Source organism: Seinonella peptonophila, assembly GCF_900129355.1.
GTDB classification, from domain to species: domain Bacteria; phylum Bacillota; class Bacilli; order Thermoactinomycetales; family Thermoactinomycetaceae; genus Seinonella; species Seinonella peptonophila.
Genome location: NZ_FQVL01000003.1, coordinates 131929 through 150896, shown reverse-complemented (window position 1 = coordinate 150896; position 18968 = coordinate 131929). Strand labels below are relative to the sequence as shown.

15 protein-coding genes and 1 other annotated feature are annotated in these 18968 nt (G+C 38.9%); of the genes, 12 read left to right on the top strand and 3 right to left on the bottom strand.

Annotated elements, in window-relative coordinates; translation table 11 throughout:
* Window positions 1-103: 103 nt before the first annotated feature.
* From BUB71_RS07575 to tkt, 9 genes are all read left to right on the top strand, one after another.
* Window positions 104-520 (top strand): RrF2 family transcriptional regulator, encoded by a 417-nt coding sequence (locus BUB71_RS07575; RefSeq protein WP_073154240.1) that lies wholly within the window; start codon window positions 104-106, stop codon window positions 518-520.
* 76 nt (window positions 521-596) lie between these two features.
* Window positions 597-941, top strand: a complete 345-nt coding sequence (locus BUB71_RS07570; protein WP_073154239.1) for an IDEAL domain-containing protein — start codon at window positions 597-599, stop codon at window positions 939-941.
* On the top strand, window positions 942-1250 hold the full coding sequence (gene trxA / locus BUB71_RS07565; RefSeq protein ID WP_073154238.1) for a thioredoxin: 309 nt from the start codon (window positions 942-944) through the stop codon (window positions 1248-1250).
* A gap of 145 nt (window positions 1251-1395) precedes the next feature.
* Window positions 1396-2532, top strand: coding sequence for a metallophosphoesterase family protein (locus tag BUB71_RS07560; RefSeq protein WP_073154237.1), 1137 nt, complete (start codon window positions 1396-1398; stop codon window positions 2530-2532).
* Window positions 2529-5207 carry an ATP-binding protein gene (locus BUB71_RS07555; RefSeq protein WP_073154236.1) on the top strand — a complete coding sequence of 893 codons (2679 nt, stop codon included), beginning with the start codon at window positions 2529-2531 and terminating at the stop codon, window positions 5205-5207. The genes BUB71_RS07560 and BUB71_RS07555 overlap by 4 nt, the downstream gene beginning before the upstream one ends.
* Window positions 5208-5406: 199 nt before the next feature.
* Window positions 5407-5826 carry a hypothetical protein gene (locus BUB71_RS07550; RefSeq protein WP_073154235.1) on the top strand — a complete coding sequence of 140 codons (420 nt, stop codon included), beginning with the start codon at window positions 5407-5409 and terminating at the stop codon, window positions 5824-5826.
* Window positions 5827-5936: 110 nt separating this feature from the next.
* Window positions 5937-8123, top strand: coding sequence for a RelA/SpoT family protein (locus tag BUB71_RS07545; protein WP_073154234.1), 2187 nt, complete (start codon window positions 5937-5939; stop codon window positions 8121-8123).
* Window positions 8124-8156: 33 nt separating this feature from the next.
* Window positions 8157-8612 carry a D-aminoacyl-tRNA deacylase gene (dtd, locus tag BUB71_RS07540; protein ID WP_073154233.1) on the top strand — a complete coding sequence of 152 codons (456 nt, stop codon included), beginning with the start codon at window positions 8157-8159 and terminating at the stop codon, window positions 8610-8612.
* A gap of 58 nt (window positions 8613-8670) precedes the next feature.
* A complete protein-coding gene (tkt, locus tag BUB71_RS07535) occupies window positions 8671-10668 on the top strand; it encodes a transketolase (RefSeq protein WP_073154232.1) in 1998 nt (665 codons plus the stop codon).
* Between the two features lie 84 nt (window positions 10669-10752).
* Here tkt and BUB71_RS07530 read toward each other — a convergent pair whose 3' ends face one another.
* Complete coding sequence (locus tag BUB71_RS07530; RefSeq protein WP_073154231.1) at window positions 10753-11271, bottom strand: DUF4309 domain-containing protein; 519 nt, start codon at window positions 11269-11271, stop codon at window positions 10753-10755.
* A 132-nt stretch (window positions 11272-11403) separates the two neighbouring features.
* Window positions 11404-12408, bottom strand: coding sequence for an NADP-dependent oxidoreductase (locus tag BUB71_RS07525; RefSeq protein ID WP_073154230.1), 1005 nt, complete (start codon window positions 12406-12408; stop codon window positions 11404-11406).
* Window positions 12409-12545: 137 nt separating this feature from the next.
* Here BUB71_RS07525 and BUB71_RS07520 point away from each other — a divergent pair, with 137 nt between their 5' ends.
* From BUB71_RS07520 to BUB71_RS07510, 3 genes are all read left to right on the top strand, one after another.
* Window positions 12546-12878 (top strand): winged helix-turn-helix transcriptional regulator, encoded by a 333-nt coding sequence (locus BUB71_RS07520; RefSeq protein WP_073154229.1) that lies wholly within the window; start codon window positions 12546-12548, stop codon window positions 12876-12878.
* A gap of 227 nt (window positions 12879-13105) precedes the next feature.
* Window positions 13106-15466: a type IV secretory system conjugative DNA transfer family protein gene (locus BUB71_RS07515; protein WP_073154228.1), complete on the top strand. Its 2361-nt coding sequence runs from the start codon at window positions 13106-13108 to the stop codon at window positions 15464-15466.
* A 104-nt stretch (window positions 15467-15570) separates the two neighbouring features.
* Entirely contained in the window at window positions 15571-18132 is a 2562-nt protein-coding gene (locus tag BUB71_RS07510) for a DUF1294 domain-containing protein (protein ID WP_073154227.1), read from the top strand.
* A gap of 49 nt (window positions 18133-18181) precedes the next feature.
* On the opposite strand, the gene BUB71_RS07505 is transcribed toward BUB71_RS07510, so the two are convergent.
* Window positions 18182-18559, bottom strand: coding sequence for a DUF423 domain-containing protein (locus tag BUB71_RS07505; RefSeq protein ID WP_073154226.1), 378 nt, complete (start codon window positions 18557-18559; stop codon window positions 18182-18184).
* A 150-nt stretch (window positions 18560-18709) separates the two neighbouring features.
* Window positions 18710-18943, top strand: a binding site (T-box leader).
* Window positions 18944-18968 lie beyond the last annotated feature (25 nt).

Here is an 18968-nt window from a genome sequence, read left to right as displayed (position 1 = left end):
TTGAGTAGATATACTCAGCCTTTTATTATTGGATGATGAAAAAAGTGTTGACATCTTTAACTGTAATATTTATTATTACATTAAGCAGAGGGGAGGCAGCAATATGAACAGTGATTTTTCCTTAGCCGTTCATAGCTTACTCCTATTAGCCCATCATTCTGAGCAAATGATCACTAGTGATGTGATTGCAGCAAGTGCTTGTGTACACCCTGTGCGGGCACGTAAAATTTTAAGCTTACTTTGCAAGAATCACTACATTTGCTCGAAAGAAGGAGCAGGTGGGGGTTTTTTTCTAGCAAAGCATGCAACAGATATTTGGTTGGATGAGCTATATCAATTAATTTCTACTGGTTCACTCAAGCCAAAATGCCCCAAGCGAAATGACGATTGTTTAATCGGGTCAAATATTGAACATGTTTTAGAAGGAATTTTTAGCGAAGCGGAAAAGCAGGTTGTAAAATTTTTAAACGGATATAATATTGCAGATGTACTGAAATTAATCAAACAGGAGCAGAACTAGAAGAAATAATAGGAAGGCTCTTTTTTTACCGAATAACTGTAATATATAAAAGTACAGTTAAAGTGAGGTGCGTGAGATGATCAGTTTTCAAGTTGGCGAATGGGTTTCAGGAACTTCGATGGAGGATGAACGCATCCGAGGCTATATTGAAGAAATTGAAGCTTCCATAGATCAAGCAACAATAAGAGTGATTGAGTCGGATCGACAAGAGGCAGTTGGAGAGATTGTACGTAGTCGACTTCGTCAATTGAAAAAATTGCCTGTTGAATCTGCACAATCCGTTGGAGAGCTTATGGACTTAATCGATCTAGCCCTTGCAACAAGAGATAAAGAATGGTTTGATGATTTAAGTTTAAGATTAATACACATACAGCAAAAAGAACAAAATGATACAAAGAATATTCAATTAGGGGTGGTATAAATGGCAACCATTACTGTAGACGAAAAAAACTTTGATCAAGCTTTGAAAGAGAATAATCGAGTTCTTGTTGACTTTTGGGCAGAATGGTGTGGACCCTGCCGGGTAATTGGACCAATTGTTGAACAACTAGGTGAAGAAGTAGAGGGATTAACTGTTGCTAAATTAAACGTAGATGAGAACCAACAGTTAGCTGAGAAGTTTTCTGTGATGAGTATCCCTACACTAAAACTCTTTGAAAATGGCAAAGAGGTTAAAACATTAATTGGACTCCGTTCATATGAGGATTTAAAAAGCTGGGTATCTGAATAAAGAATAGCGTTACAGCCTTCTCCTTTAACAGGAGAAGGCTTTTTTATGATATATAACAATAGATAAATTGGTGATTTTTGGAGGTTACAGACAAGAAAAGTCGAATAGGACATATATTCCATTTCAATGTTTCGGAGGAATCCATATGAAGCCACTCCGTTTTATTCATACTGCTGACCTTCATCTGGGAAAGCCACTTCATCATTTAAGCGCTACTGAATCCGTCTATCGCAGAAGAGAAAAAGAATATCGACAGACTTTCAAACGTATCATCGACCAAACCATTGATCAACAAGTTCCCTTTCTATTGATCGCGGGCGATTTTGTTGAACATGGGTATGTGGATCGTTCATTATGGGAATTTATTCAAGAACAGTTATGTCGACTAACAGATTCAACCGTTTTTATTACGCCAGGTAATCATGATCCTTATCGAGCCGATTCTATTTATGTGCAAGAGAAATGGCCTGATCATGTCCATATCTTCACCGATGAGTGGGGAGAATTTTATGATCCTGAGTATGATGTGCAATTTATAGGGAAGGGGTTTTCTGATTTCTACGAACAAATAGGCAGTCTACCTCACTCATTCCCGAATCGTGGAAAGCAGATTTTAATCGCACATGGAGAGTTGATCTTTGATGATCAAAAACAGAGTCAATATTTTCCACTGCTGATCTCAAAATTAGAACAATTAAACTTTCAATATATTGCATTAGGGCATATACATAAACCACAAACTTATCAACTGAAAAATGATATTGAAACACTGATTCGTTACCCAGGTTCACCTGAAGCACTAAATTGGAAGGAAACAGGCATAAGAACGATCAGTATCGTTCAAGAGTCATCGAATGGTTGGATCATAGAAGAAATTCCCATTCAGACTGCTATCTATATGCAAATTCAGCTTCCAATGCATGGTTTATTGACCAAAGAACAAGTCTTAAAACGTTTCCTAGCATTACATGACAATCATTCACCTAGTTATACCATGTTAGAGCTAACGGGTATGGTTTCACCCGAGTTAGAGATGAATCAACTAATTCCTTGGCTATATGAAGAATTACCTAATCATAAACAAAGCACTTTCTTCATAGAGAACCAAACCCTCCCTCATTTTGATTTGGACGAATTGAAAAAGAAGTCGCAGATTATAGCAACCTATATTGAATTACTTGAGCAAAAAAAGCAAAAAGTGACGGGTGAAGATTGTGAAATATTAGAGCTTGCTCTATTGAAAGGGCTTGAAGCATTTGTTCGCAAGGAGAGGATTGGATGAAACTGAAACAACTCAAAATCCAAGGTTTTGGCTTATGGTCTGAAGAGGAGTTTCATTTTTCTGAAGGAATTAACTTAATTGAAGCACCAAACGAATCAGGTAAATCTACGTTAATACAAGGGATTTTTGCACTTTTGTTTGGTCGAAATCGTGAAGGCTATCGTAAAAAGACAAAAGCGGAATGGTTTGAGCATTTTTCTCCTTGGGGAACCAATAGTCGCTATGGTGGAAGTATCCAATATCAAATCGGGCTTGAAAGTTACGAACTGATGCGTTCTTTTATTGATGATGATCAACAACTGATATTATGCCGGACAGGTGAGGATATAACAGATCAATTTGTGCTGGATCAGAAAAAGGAACGACGATTTCTAGAGCAACAAATTGGTCTTTCAGGGGAGTTATTAAAGCGAATAAGTTTTATCAATTCACTTACATTTTCAGGGCAAAAAACAACTTCATCTCGCGCTCGAAATCATGATCGAGAATTGGTAGAGCGCTTTATTCAATTGCTAGAGCAGGGAGAGGAATGGGATATACAAGGAGTTTTACAAGATTTAAAACAAGAGATTGATCAAATTGGAACCCTTGCTTCAGCCGGATCGACTCCATATGGACAAGTTTGTAGACAGATCGAAAGTTATGAAAAAAAATGGAAAGAGTGGCAAAAGCAAAAAGAGCAAATTCAGCACCAAGAACAACAATGGCAGTTAGAGCAGAAAAAAGTAGAAAAAAAAGCTGAAGAGTTAAAGAAGCTTGAGCGAGAGATCGCTCATTATGAACAAACAAAACAATTAGAAGATCGCCAGTCAGAGCAAATTTATCAATGGGAAAAGTATCAGCTTGAACTCGATAAGTTACAAAGAAGAGTAGATGATTTAACCGCTTTAAAGTTAAGAAAGGCTCAATTACAGAAAAAAGTAAAGTTTCCGGAGTGGCAGACCATGGATAATGAAGAAGTCGATCATTTTTTCTATTTAGCACAAAAGGTAGAAAATCTACAGACGCAATTGACTGAATTACGTGTTGAGAAGAAGGAATTAGAACGGCAATTAGAGACAAAAGATGAAAGAACCATTCATCAATTGATTCATGAAGCAGATGAGATGCTCATTGAATTAAAGGAATATTTCCAATTAGAGCAGATTGTGCAAGAAAAGTTGGAACAAGAGGTAGACGAAACGGAGCGAAGAAAAGAATGGGAACAAGATGTTGCTTATCTTAGAGAACAAAATGGTACCCATTGGAAGCGACATCAAGAAGACTATTTATTGGCAGTGGGCATTATCCTTACTTTCGCTTCTACGATTACAGGCTGGTTCAATTTATGGATTGGATGTTCTGTCGGATTGTTTGCCTTGCTTGCCTTTGGATCCTTTGGATGGGTTTACTTACAAAAGTACCAAGATAGAAAAGAGATTTTTGACCGTTGGAAAGTATCCTCTTGGGAAGAACTTTTGCTCATGCAGTTTGATGAAGAGGAGATTGTAGAATCACTGAGTCCGCGCGATTGTGAGAAGAGAATGGAGCGTATCCGGCAGCAGGTTCGAAAATGGTTAGCTCGTTTTCTCTCTTCAATCCCTCCTTTTGACCCCTTACATTGGCAACAAGAAGTAGAATCGCTTCGACACGATTTACTTCAACAGCAAAAGGATTTTAATCGGCAATCGGTTGAATTGTCATATCTGCAATTACAAGAAAAGAGATTACAATCTGAATGGAATGCCGTTGATAAGACATGTCTTGAACTGCGAAGTCGCTTAGGAATTGAAGAGATGCATTGGAGGGATTGGCGTAAAGAGTGGCAGCGAGAGCAAAAACAAGTGGTGCATTTATCTGAATTAGAAAAAGAAATACGTTCTCGTGAAGAGATTGCCCAAATCGAAGGCTGGAAGAGACAAATTCATCACATACGACTCAAAATGGAGAAAATTTACCATACATTACAGGGTGCTAGTTGTTACCTTTATCCTGAGGGAGATGGGGAAGTTTATTATGAAAAACGAAAACAGGAATATCAACAGAAACTTCTAGTATGGCAGGAACAAAAAGATCGAGTGGCAACTTTAAGAGGGAGTCTAGATGCTCATGTGAAGCAATTGAAACAAAACAGGCAAATTGAAGTGGTGTGGAGGCAGGCAAAAGAGCAAAAAAAGCGTTTGGAGAAAGAACGAGCAAGTTATCAGCTTGCAGTAGAGGTTTTTGAACAGGCTAGAGAGCAAGTTCATCGAAATATTGCACCTAGAATCGCTCCGATTGCAATGCGCTGGATCACTGCTATTACAAATGACCGTTATCAAGAGTGTAAGTTATCACCAAAGAACGGTTTTTCCCTGAGATTTCGTGAACCTATGACAGGGAAGTACTATCCGGTAGAGAGGTTAAGCCGTGGTACAATTGATCAAATCTATTTTGCTTTGCGTTTAGCATTTGTACAGTTTTATTCAGAACAAACATCGCCAGCGATTCATTTGCCTCTGTTTCTGGATGATAGTTTTGTTCATTTTGATGAGAACCGTTTATTGCAGACGCTTCAAATTTTACATCAATTCTCAAAGAAGCATCAAATTTTCTTATGTACTTGTCATCCTCGTGAACGGAAATTAATGGAGGTTACGGGTATCCCCTTTCAGACGCTATCTTTAAAGAGAGCCAAGAGTTCAATCAGTTCTTAATTCAATCAAAATGCTTAGAGAAAATTGAAACAAATAGCGAAAGAAGGTAAGATGTCCATAGAGATTGTGGACTTCCGAGAGAACTAGAGTGAGGTGAATGTTTGTTACTTACATCGGAAGAATATAGAAGCGCTCACATATTTGAGTTCATTTATTTCAAATGTGAGTAATCTCCTCTATATTGTAAGTGACAGCAATAATGTTGGAAGTAATCAAAAGTGGTTTTAATGCCTTCATATCGGGTATATCTACCTTATTTCTCATTTCGATTGGAATCTGGATGGTTAGTTTGATTGTCATTTTATTTATGGAATTGTTTCAACCTGGTGATATTAATTTTCGTCAATATTTTACTAAAGTTTGGCGGATTCTTGTATACTCCTTTGAAGGTGTTGCATATGCAGGCGTTGTCATTCTCCCCTTCATTATCTATAACGCTGATGAAAAACTTGATTCTTCTATGAAATTAGTTGCCGCAATTCTGCTTGCGATTGGCTTTCTCTACCTCCGTTTTCGTACCACATTCTATGAAACATTAAAATCAAAAAAAGAGAAAAGCACTCGCCCTCCAAAGATCACCAAATCGTCAGATTTGCGTAAGCGATCAAACTGGAAGTAAAGCACCCATAGAGGTGCTTTTATTATGTTGCTTATGTGCTTGTCCTTTACATTTGATATTGGTTCATGGATAATAGAGGGAAAAATATTTTCACGGGTGATGGTTTACTTATGCCGATTGAGCAGTTGCTTAAAAAGGCAGCACAATATCTTACAGCGGAGGAGATTAATCGTCTCAAGGAGTCATATGAATTTGCTGAACAGGCTCACGAGGGACAGTATCGTAAGTCGGGTGAACCTTATATCTATCATCCGGTAGCGGTGGCTGAAATCTTACTCGACCTTGAGATGGATGTAACGACGCTGGTCGCTGCGCTTTTACATGATGTGGTAGAAGATACAGGAGTGACGCTTGATCAGATCGAGGAACGCTTTGGAGAGACAGTCGCCTTACTCGTTGACGGCGTCACCAAGTTAACAAAACGAATTAAGTTTAAGTCAAAAGAAGAGCATCAAGCAGAAAATTATCGTAAAATGTTTGTCGCTATGGCAAAAGATGTACGTGTGATCATGATAAAGCTAGCGGATCGTTTGCATAATATGCGAACCTTAAAATACAAATCAGAAGAGAAACAACGGTCGATTTCAAAGGAGACCTTAGAAATTTTTGCTCCGCTTGCACATCGTCTAGGGATTTCTACGATTAAATGGGAGCTTGAAGATATTGCTCTTCGGTATATCGCACCAAAACAGTATTATCGGATCGTGCAATTAATGAAAACAAAAAGAGCTGAGCGTGAATCATATCTGGCAGAGATTATCGAATTGATCAAAGAACGGATTAAAGAAACAGGTTCTGGCATTCACTTGATTGATGTATCAGGTCGACCAAAGCATATATATAGCATCTATCGTAAAATGATTAATCAAGATAAGGAATTTAGTCAAATTTACGACTTGATGGCTGTTCGTTTAATTGTTGAATCAGTTCGTGATTGTTATGCAGTGCTGGGAATTATTCACACGGTTTGGAAGCCAATGCCAGGTCGCTTTAAAGATTATATTGCTTCTCCTAAAACGAATATGTATCAATCGTTGCATACGACTGTAATTGGTACAAAAGGGGAGCCCATTGAAATTCAGATTCGAACGCAGGATATGCATCGTACGGCTGAATATGGGATTGCGGCTCATTGGGCATATAAAGAGAATGCAGCAGTTGAAAAGAGCATGTTTAATGAGAAATTAAAATGGTTTCGTCAGATGATGGAGCTGCAAAATGAATCTCGCAATGCCCAGGAATTTGTAGAAAGCCTAAAAATGGACTGGTTTTCAGATGCAGTCTATGTTTTTACACCTACTGGGGATGTGATCGAGCTACCAGCAGGTTCCGTTCCACTTGATTTCGCTTATCGGATTCATACTGAAATCGGTAATCGTTGTGTCCAAGCAAAAGTGAATGGGAAAATAGTCGACTTTGATTATAAGCTAAGGACAGGAGATATTGTAGAAATTATTACGTCCAAACAAAGCTTTGGTCCAAGTCGTGATTGGCTCAAAATGGTGAAATCATCCCATGCACGAAATAAAATTCGTAGTTGGTTTAAGAAAGAACAGCGAGAAGAAAGTATTGCCAAAGGTCGTGAAATGGTAGGAAGTTTATTGAAAAAATACGACCTCAACCTTTCCGAGCTGCTTGTTGCTGATCAGTTAAATGCAACAGTAAAGAAGCTACATTTCCAAGATGAAGAGGATATGTTTGCAGCAGTTGGTTATGGTGGTATCTCAACTTCACAGGTAGTCGGACGAATTGTTGAAAGTATTCCGGCATCCCCTTCGAATTTGACAATTGAACAAGAAGTTGAACATGCAGTTTCCTTACCAAAAGTCCGCTCATTACCGAGAACATATCGTGATCATGGTGTTCGAGTAAAAGGTGTCGATAATCTGTTGATCAGGTTATCCCGATGTTGTAGTCCTGTGCCAGGTGATGAAATTATTGGTTTTGTCACACAGGGACGAGGTGTTTCGGTTCATCGAAGTGATTGTCCAAATCTGAAGTATATGACGGAAAAACGACAAGTTCCGGTCGAATGGGTTGGAGAGTCAGCTCGTGCGTATCAAGTTGATCTTGAAGTATCTGGATTAGAAAGAGGAGGTCTTCTTTCCGAAGTCCTTCAAGCGATTGCTGATGCAAAGACGGATTATTCCGCTGTCAGCGCGAGAGGAGATCGAAAACGGGGGCTCGCGCATATCTTAATCACGGTCAATATTCAAAATCACCAACATTTAAATTCGCTTGTTGAAAAAGTGAAGCAGATTCCAGACATTTATACAGTGCGGAGAATTATGCAGTAAAGGATTAGGTTATCGTGATTAGGAGGGGTTTTTTTGCGTGTATTATTACAGCGTGCCAAACAGGCGAAGGTAACTGTGGAGGAACAGGTCACAGGTGCAATTGATTCCGGCTTCGTTTTGTTGGTTGGCATCAAGCATGGGGATACTCAGCAAGATGCTGATGAGATAGCACGTAAACTTGTCAATCTTCGGATCTTTGAAGATGAACAGGGAAAAATGAATCGCTCCTTGCTAGAAGTGGGAGGAGCGATTCTTTCTGTGTCTCAATTTACGTTATATGGGGATACGCGGAAAGGGCGGCGACCTAATTTTATGGCAGCAGCTTCACCTGATCAGGCAAAATCTCTGTATAATTATCTAAATGATAGATTAAGATCATATGATGTACGTGTTGAAACAGGTATTTTTGGTGCGATGATGGAGGTTTGTTTAACGAATGATGGCCCTGTTACAATGATGTTAGAAACAGAGAATGGCGTTCTCATTTGAAACAAATGCTATATAATAAACTGGAAATGTATCAGTAATCGTAGAGGAGCGCGAAAAAATGTCGATCAATCAATTATCTATTAATACGGTTCGAATGTTATCAATTGATGCTATCGAGCAAGCAAATTCTGGTCATCCTGGCATGCCAATGGGTGCGGCCCCAATGGCATACTATTGTTGGGCAAATTATATGAAACACAACCCCAAAAACCCGAATTGGTTTAACCGGGATCGTTTTGTTCTATCTGCTGGACATGGTTCCGCTTTGCTTTATAGCTTATTGCACTTATTTGGTTATGATGTTTCCTTAGAGGATTTAAAACAGTTTCGACAATGGGGTAGTAAGACACCAGGTCATCCTGAAGTAGGGCATACACCTGGTGTAGAAATGACGACAGGTCCACTTGGTCAAGGTATATCAAGCGCTGTAGGAATGGCGATGGCAGAAGCTCATCTTGGAGCCCGATTTAATCAACCTGGTCTACCAATCATTGATCATTTTACATATGTATTATGTAGTGATGGTGACTTAATGGAAGGCGTAGCGGCTGAAGCTTGTTCTCTTGCAGGGCATCTTGGATTGGGTAAGTTAATTGTTCTTTATGATTCAAATGATATTTCGCTAGATGGAGATTTAGAACAAGCCTTTACGGAACATACAGCAAGTCGGATGGAAGCGCTTGGATGGCAAGTTCTTCATGTTGAAGATGGAAATGACTTGCATGAGATTGGACGCGCGATTGAGGCAGGGCAACGTGAGCAAAATCGCCCCACATTAATTGAAGTTCGAACGATCATTGGTTATGGAAGTCCAAATCGTGCTGGTACATCTGAAGCGCATGGCAAGCCATTAGGAAAAGATGAAGTGGTCGAGGTTAGAAAAGCATATCAATGGGAAAAAGAAGAGTCTTTCCATGTTCCAGAAGAAGTACGTGAGCATTTTGCACAAATTCTAAACCGTTTAGCATCAGAAGAGCAAAAATGGAATCGGATGTTAGAAGAATATAAACAAACGTACCCCTCTCAATACGAAGAACTAATGCGGATTAGTGTTGGTAAGCTCCCTAACCAATGGAAAGAGATACTGCCGCAGTATACACCTGAAGATAAACCAATGGCAACTCGTGCTGCATCTGGTGCGGTATTACAGAAATTGGCAGATCGTGTACCAGAATTAATCGGAGGCTCTGCTGATCTTGCTTCTTCAAACAATACAGAGATGAAAGAGGCAGGTGTTTTTCATAAAGAAGATTATCGGGGTAGAAATATTTGGTTTGGTGTTCGCGAACATGGCATGGGTGCGATTTTAAATGGAATGATGTTACACGGAGGAGTACGTCCCTTTGGAGCCACTTTCTTGGTATTTTCCGATTACCTTCGCCCATCGATCCGTTTAGCAGCTTTATCGAAGTTACCTGTCACATATGTCTTTACACATGATAGTATTGCAGTGGGTGAGGATGGCCCTACACACGAACCAATTGAGCAAATCCCTTCTTTACGTTTGGTTCCTGGATTACGAGTGATTCGACCGGCAGATGCTAACGAAACGGTAGCTGCTTGGGAATATGCTTTGGAGCAAACAGAACATCCAGTTGCTTTGATTCTCTCTCGCCAAAATTTGCCCATTCTTGAAGGAAGCCATAATTTCCGAGCGAATGATTTAGCAAAAGGGGCTTATATCGTTTCAGATACAGCTGATAAGCCAGATGTGATTCTATTAGCGACTGGGTCAGAGGTAAGTCTTGCCGTATCTGCGAAGGAGCAATTGGAGCAAGAAGGCATCTCTACGCGAGTTGTCAGCATGCCTTGTAGAGAATTGTTTGCAGATCAATCGGTAGCGTATCAACAACAGATATTACCTGATGAAGTCCCGGTTCGCATTGCCATTGAAGCTGCGTATCCGACAGGCTGGGAGCCATATGTGGGCGCACAAGGAGAGGTAATCGGAATTGATCATTTTGGTGCTTCTGCTCCTGGGGATCGCGTGATGAAAGAGTTTGGTTTCTCAGTCGAAAATGTAGTCAATCAAGTGAAAGAGAAGCTAGGCAAATAGGTGGATATGAAGTCCTATATAATGACATAGAATTTCAGACTGTAAAAAAAGCACTTCTGGAAATCTTCAGAAGTGCTTTTTTATTTATTGAGCTGGTGAAATTACAACAGCTTTCGCTTTTGTTGTGTTTTTGGTTGATGAAGGAAAAACATAGGCAATATCATAATTACCTGCATGGTAGATATACCATTTTTCATCACCTGATGACTCAATAGACTGTGAATTACCTAATGTATTGAGTAATGTCTTAATGGTGATCGTCTGATATTGTGGATCTTCATCTCGTATGGTAGCGAGCGTCCATTGATTGTCATATTGATAGGAGAATGTAAAATGACGTGAAGTGTAAAAATCTACACGTGCACTTTCATATGCAGTTTCAGGTTCTCCCCATTGAGTGCGAATGATAGGTCTTGTCGATTCATTCACTATAAATGGAGCATGAATGGACTGCCCCTTTGTAGCAGCTTTTTGGGTCAAGGCAATGAGACTAGCAGGTTTGACTTTATTTTGAGCAGCAGTAACGGATGGAAGGTTGACAATAGGTGTAAGCGAAAGTGCAAAAGTAAACGCCAATATAAAGATACCTAATTTTTTTAACATAACTATGCTCCTTATTCTGTAAAAAGTAATATTCTAATATAATTATATCAGTATAAAGAGTATATTTCTTCTATAAGATTCGAATATTATAAAAGGAATCAATTGAAAGAGCATAATTGAACAGGTCAAATATTAGTATACTTTTATTAGCGTTTTTCCAAAATTGTCGCCTTTAAATAGCCCAATAAATGCTAATGGTGTATTTTCAAAACCTTCAATAATATGCTCCTTGTACTTTAACTGATCAGAATGAATCCAGTCTGCTAAAGTTTTAATCGCTTGTGGGAAATGAGATGCAAACTGAGCAAAGCTAAAACCCTGCATTAGTGCGGCATTTTTAACTAACAACATTCCCACTCTTGGACCGATTTCAGTCTTTTGAAGGTTATATTGAGATATTTGACCACTGATCGGGATTCGTGCATTTGGATTGATATGTTGCATCACGGCATCCGAAACAGCGCCGCCAACGTTGTCAAAATAGATATCTATCCCTTGCTTTGCTGCTTCTTTTATACTTTTAGATAATTTGGTTGATGTTCGATAATTGATCGTTATATCAAAGCCTAATTCGTCTCGAAGGTACTCATTTTTTTGGTCTGAACCAGAGATTCCAATCACCTTTGCTCCTTTGATCTTAGCGATTTGCCCCGCGATCATTCCTACTGAACCACCAGCTCCTGAGATCACTACAGTTTCACCTGGTTGGGGTTTTCCGATTTCGAGCATACCAAAATAAGCAGTCAGTCCTGAAATTCCATATACTCCTAGTGCTGTAGAGATAGGTGAAATATGTTTATCTAATTTTGTTACCTCTTGATCTGGAAGTGTGGGGAGCGTTTGCCATCCCCATACACCAGAAACAATATCGCCCATATGGATCTGATCGCTTTTTGATGCAATTACTTCTCCAACAGCAAAACTCCCAAACACATGTCCTAGTTTAGCAGGCTCCTCTACAAATTTGGTTTCATTCATTGTGTTTCTTAAAAATGGATCAATGGATAAAAAGCGTGTTTGCACCTGGATTTCATTCTGTTTGAGTTCACCTGTTTCTGTGTTTACAATTTGAAAATGTGATTCATTTGGTAGACCTTGGGGTCTTTTGCTTAGAATAACTTGTTTATTTAAGAGCATTTTAGTCACACCTCTTTGTTATTATGTTGTATATAGTTGAATTATATGGAGATTGGTATAATAATGGTAGAAAGCAAAATAAATGGACAGAGTCCAAGCAAATGTACCAACTTACTTTTAGTAAGGGGTTATTTCATATGCATACACCGACAAACACGGATTTATTAAAGCAACCAATCTGTGAAGTGGTTCAAATTTTTCAGATCAAGTGGGCAAATGAGATCATCAATGAACTGTACAAAGGTACAAAGCGATTTAAACAACTGCAACGTAGCTTAGCAGTGGTAAGAACTCAGTCTTTGACCAATGCTTTGCGGGGTTTGGAGCAATTTGGTCTTATTCATCGTAAAGTAATCCCCACTGTCCCAACTACGGTTGAATATTCGTTAACGGAAAAGGGAAAGGATTTTCAGCAGGTACTGGCAGAGATGAACCAGTGGGTATTAAAGTGGAGAGATATGAAAAAATGACCTTGTCTACAACAAGACAACCCCACATCCTGGCAAGTCCAGATCGGAGCGAAGCCGTGAACCACGATCACAAGTCGACTATGTGGCTGTTGCTACAAGTAGAAAACCTACATTTTATTGTGGGATTTTTTTATAAATATTTTTCAGAAACATACAAAGCAGTATAATATGTTTAATATAAGCAAATGGGCTTTTCTTTAGTAAATTGCAAGTTGGGAGGGAACTATATGGCAAACGGAGGAAAAAATGCAGGTAATCTACGAACTTTATTCATTTTGCTTATTTTAGTGGGACTGGCTTCACTATGGTTTTATCATAAAGAGCTTTTTATACTGGTTAGTTCACTCAGTATCGCTAGTATTATCGCCACCCTATTATTTGTCGTTTTACCCATCGCAATCTTGCTTTCGCTTCCCTGGATTTCTAGGATCTATCAATATTTTCAACGTTCGAAACAGCTTGAAACAGTGCGTTTGGTTATTAGTAAGGTAGATGAACAAAATCGGATCGATATGATTAATTTTTTTGACTTCTTAAACGGCGTGTTGCTACCCGCTTTTTCTGTTCAATATTACTATCAAGGCTCCAATTATTTTAGCTGGGAGATTAAATCAATGCAAGGGCAGAAAGAGATTTATATATCAGCTACTGGCGATTTATTAAGCACCATTTTGCGAAACTTACAATCGATCTATCCACATGTTCGCTTTGAAAAAGTAGAACAAGCAAAAGAGCCTGTTCCAAAGGAATTTATGCAGTTACAATTGGAACGAAAGTGGTTTAAATCACTGGAAACAGTAGAATTAGACAGTGATTTTGGAGCAATCAAATATGATAAGTCTTTGACTGATTCATTATTGGCTGCCATGGATGAAGTGGATGGAAATGCAGGTGTTCAATTTGTAGTAGCTCCATATTCTTTAAATAAACAGAAGAGAAATCGCTTAAAGTATCGTTTAGCTAAAGTTGGTGGAGCGCTTTTTGAATGTGAAGTTCGTGTCTATGCTGACAATAATCAAATCCTCAAAGGTTTGATCGGGACAATTGGGGAGGTAAATACCAATAACAGTATTGTGCCGGAAAGTATTATGAGATACGAACTACGGAAATACTTCCAACAATATTGGTGGAACTTTCTAGTGAGCAATAAAATGCCTTCTCTTTTCTTTGGTCCAAAAATGACCTTTGCTTCCTATCATTTAGCGACATTAATGCAATTACCTTCACCTCGACTTAGAGTAGGTGGGATGAAGCGCTTTACAAATCGCCGTCTACCAGTGCCAGCAGGAATACCAGTAAATGATGGTGCTGAATTTCCATTGTTAGAAACAGAAGATGGAGTGAAGGTAACTTTGACAGAGGAAATGTTTGGGAGACATCTGTTGGTTTTAGGGGGAGGTGCTTCTGGGAAGACAATGACCCTTACCAGCCATATGATTTCATATATCAGCAATAGAGATCAACCTTCAATCATTATTTCTAGTAATCCAAACGAAGCAAAAGATTTCCTCAGCTTAGTCCCTTCAGATCGAAAGGTATATATCATCGATATGGATACCCCAGGAGAGTGGGGCGTCAATTTTATGTCAAATGATGAAACTCCAGCTGATATTATGGCAGAAAATCTAGTCGGTATCTTCCAAGCGGTGTTTGGAAGCAAAATTAAAAACATGGATTTTATTGGACAGGCTTATTTAGCATTACGTGCAGCTAGGGAGCTATCCCCCGCATGGAAAGAAGCTGTTCCGGCGATTGATCTTCGTCATATTAAGGAAGTGTTAGCAAATGAAAAATATCGTTTGCGACTCATCCAAGCATTGCCGCCTGACTCTACGCTGAGAAGATATTGGATTGAACGTACACAGTTGATCCGCAATCCCCGTTATTTTGTCACATATATTGCTCCGATCTTAACAGTATTTGGGCGGATTTTATCAACAGAACGTTTAACAAAGACGCTATGTCATCCAAATACAATTGATTTAAAACGAATTTTGTATGAAGAAAAAGCTGTTGTATTGATGCATGGTGGGAAGTGGGATTTTGGCTTTGATATGAACGCATTTTCTTCCTCTATGTTTTTAGCTCATGTCTACCATACTTTGTTAGAACAGTTTTACATTCCATTGCCTAAGGAACGCTTAATGACAAACCTATTTCTTGACGATTTTGCAGGATTTACTGGTCGCATGATGATGATGCTTTGCACAAGAGGAAGAAGAATTGGTGTTCGGATTGCCGCAAGTTCAAACACAATTGAAGATATTAATGGTTCTGTTCAAAACTTCTTAGATAGTATCATTGGTAATAAAATCATTTTTCGTTCCTATACACCTGATGATGCAAAGCGGTGGAGTGGATTAATGGATCGTTTAGAATATGACGATTTTATGCACCTAACCCCGTATCATGCTGCTGTTTGGTTTATGATTAATAATGAACGACAGGAACCATTTATTGCCAAGCCGATTTTGTATGACCATGAAATGAAATATCGCGATATGCATCCTTGGCCGGAAGAGAATCGAAATCTAAAACTACATGATATTGTGATGCCACAAGTGGGAAAAGGTGAGCAAGCGATTTAAATAGCATAAATGTCTGATATCCTGAGGGAAGGATTGGAACATTGTCCAACGTCCGGTTCCTCGTTTTTTCATTGTTTGCTCATCTTGGAGGGATGTGTCAGTCTATGTTAACATCGGAAAATTTCCTATTGATCTATTATATTGTGATGAGCTTGCTGGGGTTTAGCTTGATCATCCTTGATAAGAGACAAGCAGAGAAAGAGAGTTGGAGAATTTCAGAGAGTGCCTTACTGATCACATCATTATTAGGTGGTGGTATTGGGACGATTATTGGAATCGCTCTAACGCGACATCGGATTCAGCAAATACATTTTGTCATCAAAATTTTGCTCACAAGTTTGGTAACAGGTGCGATTTCTTATTACTTGTTTTCTCAACAATTCGTTGGAAAGAAACTAGATTGGATTCATTATTTATGGATATTGATACCAATATTTGTTTATCTTACTATTCACATCCTTTCCTACTGTTTACGACTCTATTTTTTTATGCAAGCCTCAAGGAATATGAAGCGGGTTCGTGTTGTGCTTCCACGGACAAAAGAAGAGACTTCGGCTGAGATCATCCATTTCTTTGATTTTTTAAATAACATTTTGTTACCCACTTTCTCATGGCAATACTATGTATTTGGAGCACGATTTTTTAGCTGGGAAATCAGGATGGACCAGAATGGAGCAAAGGAGATTTATCTTAGTGCGCCTTCAGATTTAATGGACTTGATTATGAAAAACCTTCGAACAGTCTATATCCATGCTCGTTTTGAATCAGTGGAAGATGCTGTGGATGAAAGACTACCCAATCAGTTTCGCCAATTACAGTTTGAACGTCATTGGTCATATTCACTGCGTACCATTGAAGTAAAAGATGGGAAGCTGGAACATAAAAAAAATCTAGCTGATTCATTGCTGCAAATACTTGATGAGTTAGAGGGAGAAGGTGGGATTCAGTTTATCTTACATCCACTCAGTCCTGATAAACAACTTGATCAACAGACAAGAAATCGTTTATCGAAAATCGGTGGCTCCATCTATGATGTTGAGATTCGTCTATTTGCTTCAAATGCAAGTTTATTACAAGGGATGATTGCTACTTTTGGAGAGGTTGATGTAGCCAATAATAAGATTATCTCTGAAAAGTTACTTCGCTTTAAAATCCGCGAATGGTTTAGAAATATTTGGTGGAGTTTGGTAAAACTTCAGGCCCCATCCTTTTTACTAGGTCCTAAATTACGGTTTGCATCATATCAGCTCGCACTACTGCTTCAGTTTCCAACTTCAAACCTAAGAGTGAGAGGAATAAGTCGATTTCAGCATAGAAGACTACCTATTCCCCAAGGTTTGCCGACTGGTGATGAAGTCAATTCACCCATTGCCGTAACCGAAGAAGGAGTGAGGGTAGGTTTGAATGATGCAATGTGGGGGCAAAATCTGCTTGTGGTCGGCACAAATGGGACAGGTAAAACAACAACGTTGGGGCAACATGCTTCTCATTGGCTTGCACGGGAAGATGAAGGCGCTTTGATTATTAGTAGTCAAGCTCATGATCTAATGAACATTTTACAATTTGTTCCTGACTATAAAAAAGTATATATCATTGATATGGATCACCCTGGTGAATATGGGATTAATTTTTTAGCAAATGATGAGCATCCAGCCGAAATGATGATCGAAGATTTTATTTCGATTTTCGATCCACCTTTCGCTGGTAAGATTAAGAATATGGATTTTCTACAACAAGCTTTACTAGGCTTACGGAAAGTTAGAGAAGTATCACCTTCATGGAAAAAAGCGGTTCCAGCTATCGATTTAAGGCATATTAAAGAAGTATTATCAAATGAAAAATATCGCCTTCATCTAATTCAAGCATTGCCCAAAGATTCTCCGATTCGTCGTTTTTGGATTGAACGAATCCAGTTAATGCGGAATCCACGTTACTATGTGACCAATATTGCACCCATTATTAACGTTTTTGATCGTTTACTCACTGTGGACCGAGTAGCGAAGACACTCTGCCATCCAAGGACCATTCATCTAAAAAAAGCACTGTTGGAAGAGAAAGCAGTTGTCGCTTTTCAATGTGGTCGATGGGATTATGGCATTGATGTAAGTGAGTTTGCGGGAAATATGCTAATCACGCTTCTTTATCATTCCATTCTCCATCAACGTGAATTAGAGCCAGAGGATAGAGTCAATATAAATTTAATCTTGGATGATGCTGGAGGATATGCAACTCGTGTCATGATGATGTTAATGGTACGAGCCTGGAAAATTAATGTGAAAGCGGCATTAGCTGTCCATTCTTGGTTTGATCTGCCCGAAGGGATGCGGATATTTTTAAATATTGTTTTTCCAAATAAAATGATATTTCGCAGTCACCATCAAGAAGATGCTGAACATTGGAGTAATTGGCTTGATCTTTTGGATGCTGATGATTTTTTACATTTTAAACATCATTATGCTTGTCTTTGGTTGAAAGCTGATAGTGAGCAAAAAGATCCTTTTATCGTCCGTGCACTATATGAGCAAGAAAAAGCGCGTTGGGGCAAATTTCACTTTGACCGCTCTTGGCCAAAGACAGAACAGCCAGTCAAGCTAAATCCTATTTTATTACCCAATTTAGGAGATATAGATGAAAGCAATATGTATTCACCACCACTAAAAAAATAGGTAATCCTATTTTAAAAGGAATACCTATTTTAAAAGGAATACCTTTGAACTAGCTAACATACTTTGAAGCGAAGATGGTCACAAAGATCCATCCAACAATAAAAGCAACTCCGCCAATCGGAGTGATCATGCCTAACTTTGTTACACCAGTTAAAGCCATTAGATATAAGCTTCCAGAAAAGAAAAGGATACCTGCGAAAAATGTCCACCCTGCGAGCGAAAGCCAAGAAGTATGTATACCTGCCTTTAAAAAGAGTAAACCTACAACAACAATTGCTAAGGCATGAATGAGATGATAATGTGCCCCTGTTTGCCAATTTGCGATCATTCGTTCAGAAACACGACCTTCAAGACCGTGAGCTCCAAATGCTCCAAGGGCGATAGCAAAAGCCATGTTGATACTACCTAGGATAATCATTGTTTTCATGAAACAATCTCCTTTCATATTCATTTACGATTTGTTTTATTTAGGATAGCCTTTTTTTAAATGGATGTAGGCAAAAAATATGAAATTTGTGGGAACCATCCCTTGACAAGACTATGGCGAATCAGTACAGTATGATGTATTGAATTTGAATATGATTCGATGATGGGAAAGTAATTACGTTTAGCTCTAGCAGAGAGGAGTTGCCTTGGCTGAAAGCAGCTCTTTGAACTGACGTAAGGAAAGACACCCGGAGATTTTCTTGCTGAACATGTAATCTTACATCAGTAGGCTAGAACGTAGACTGGCGTTAACAGGCTTGAGTGGAAGACTGTATGTAGTTTTCAATCAGGGTGGAACCACGGGAATTCAACTCTCGTCCCTTTGCGGACGAGGGTTTTTATTATTTTGA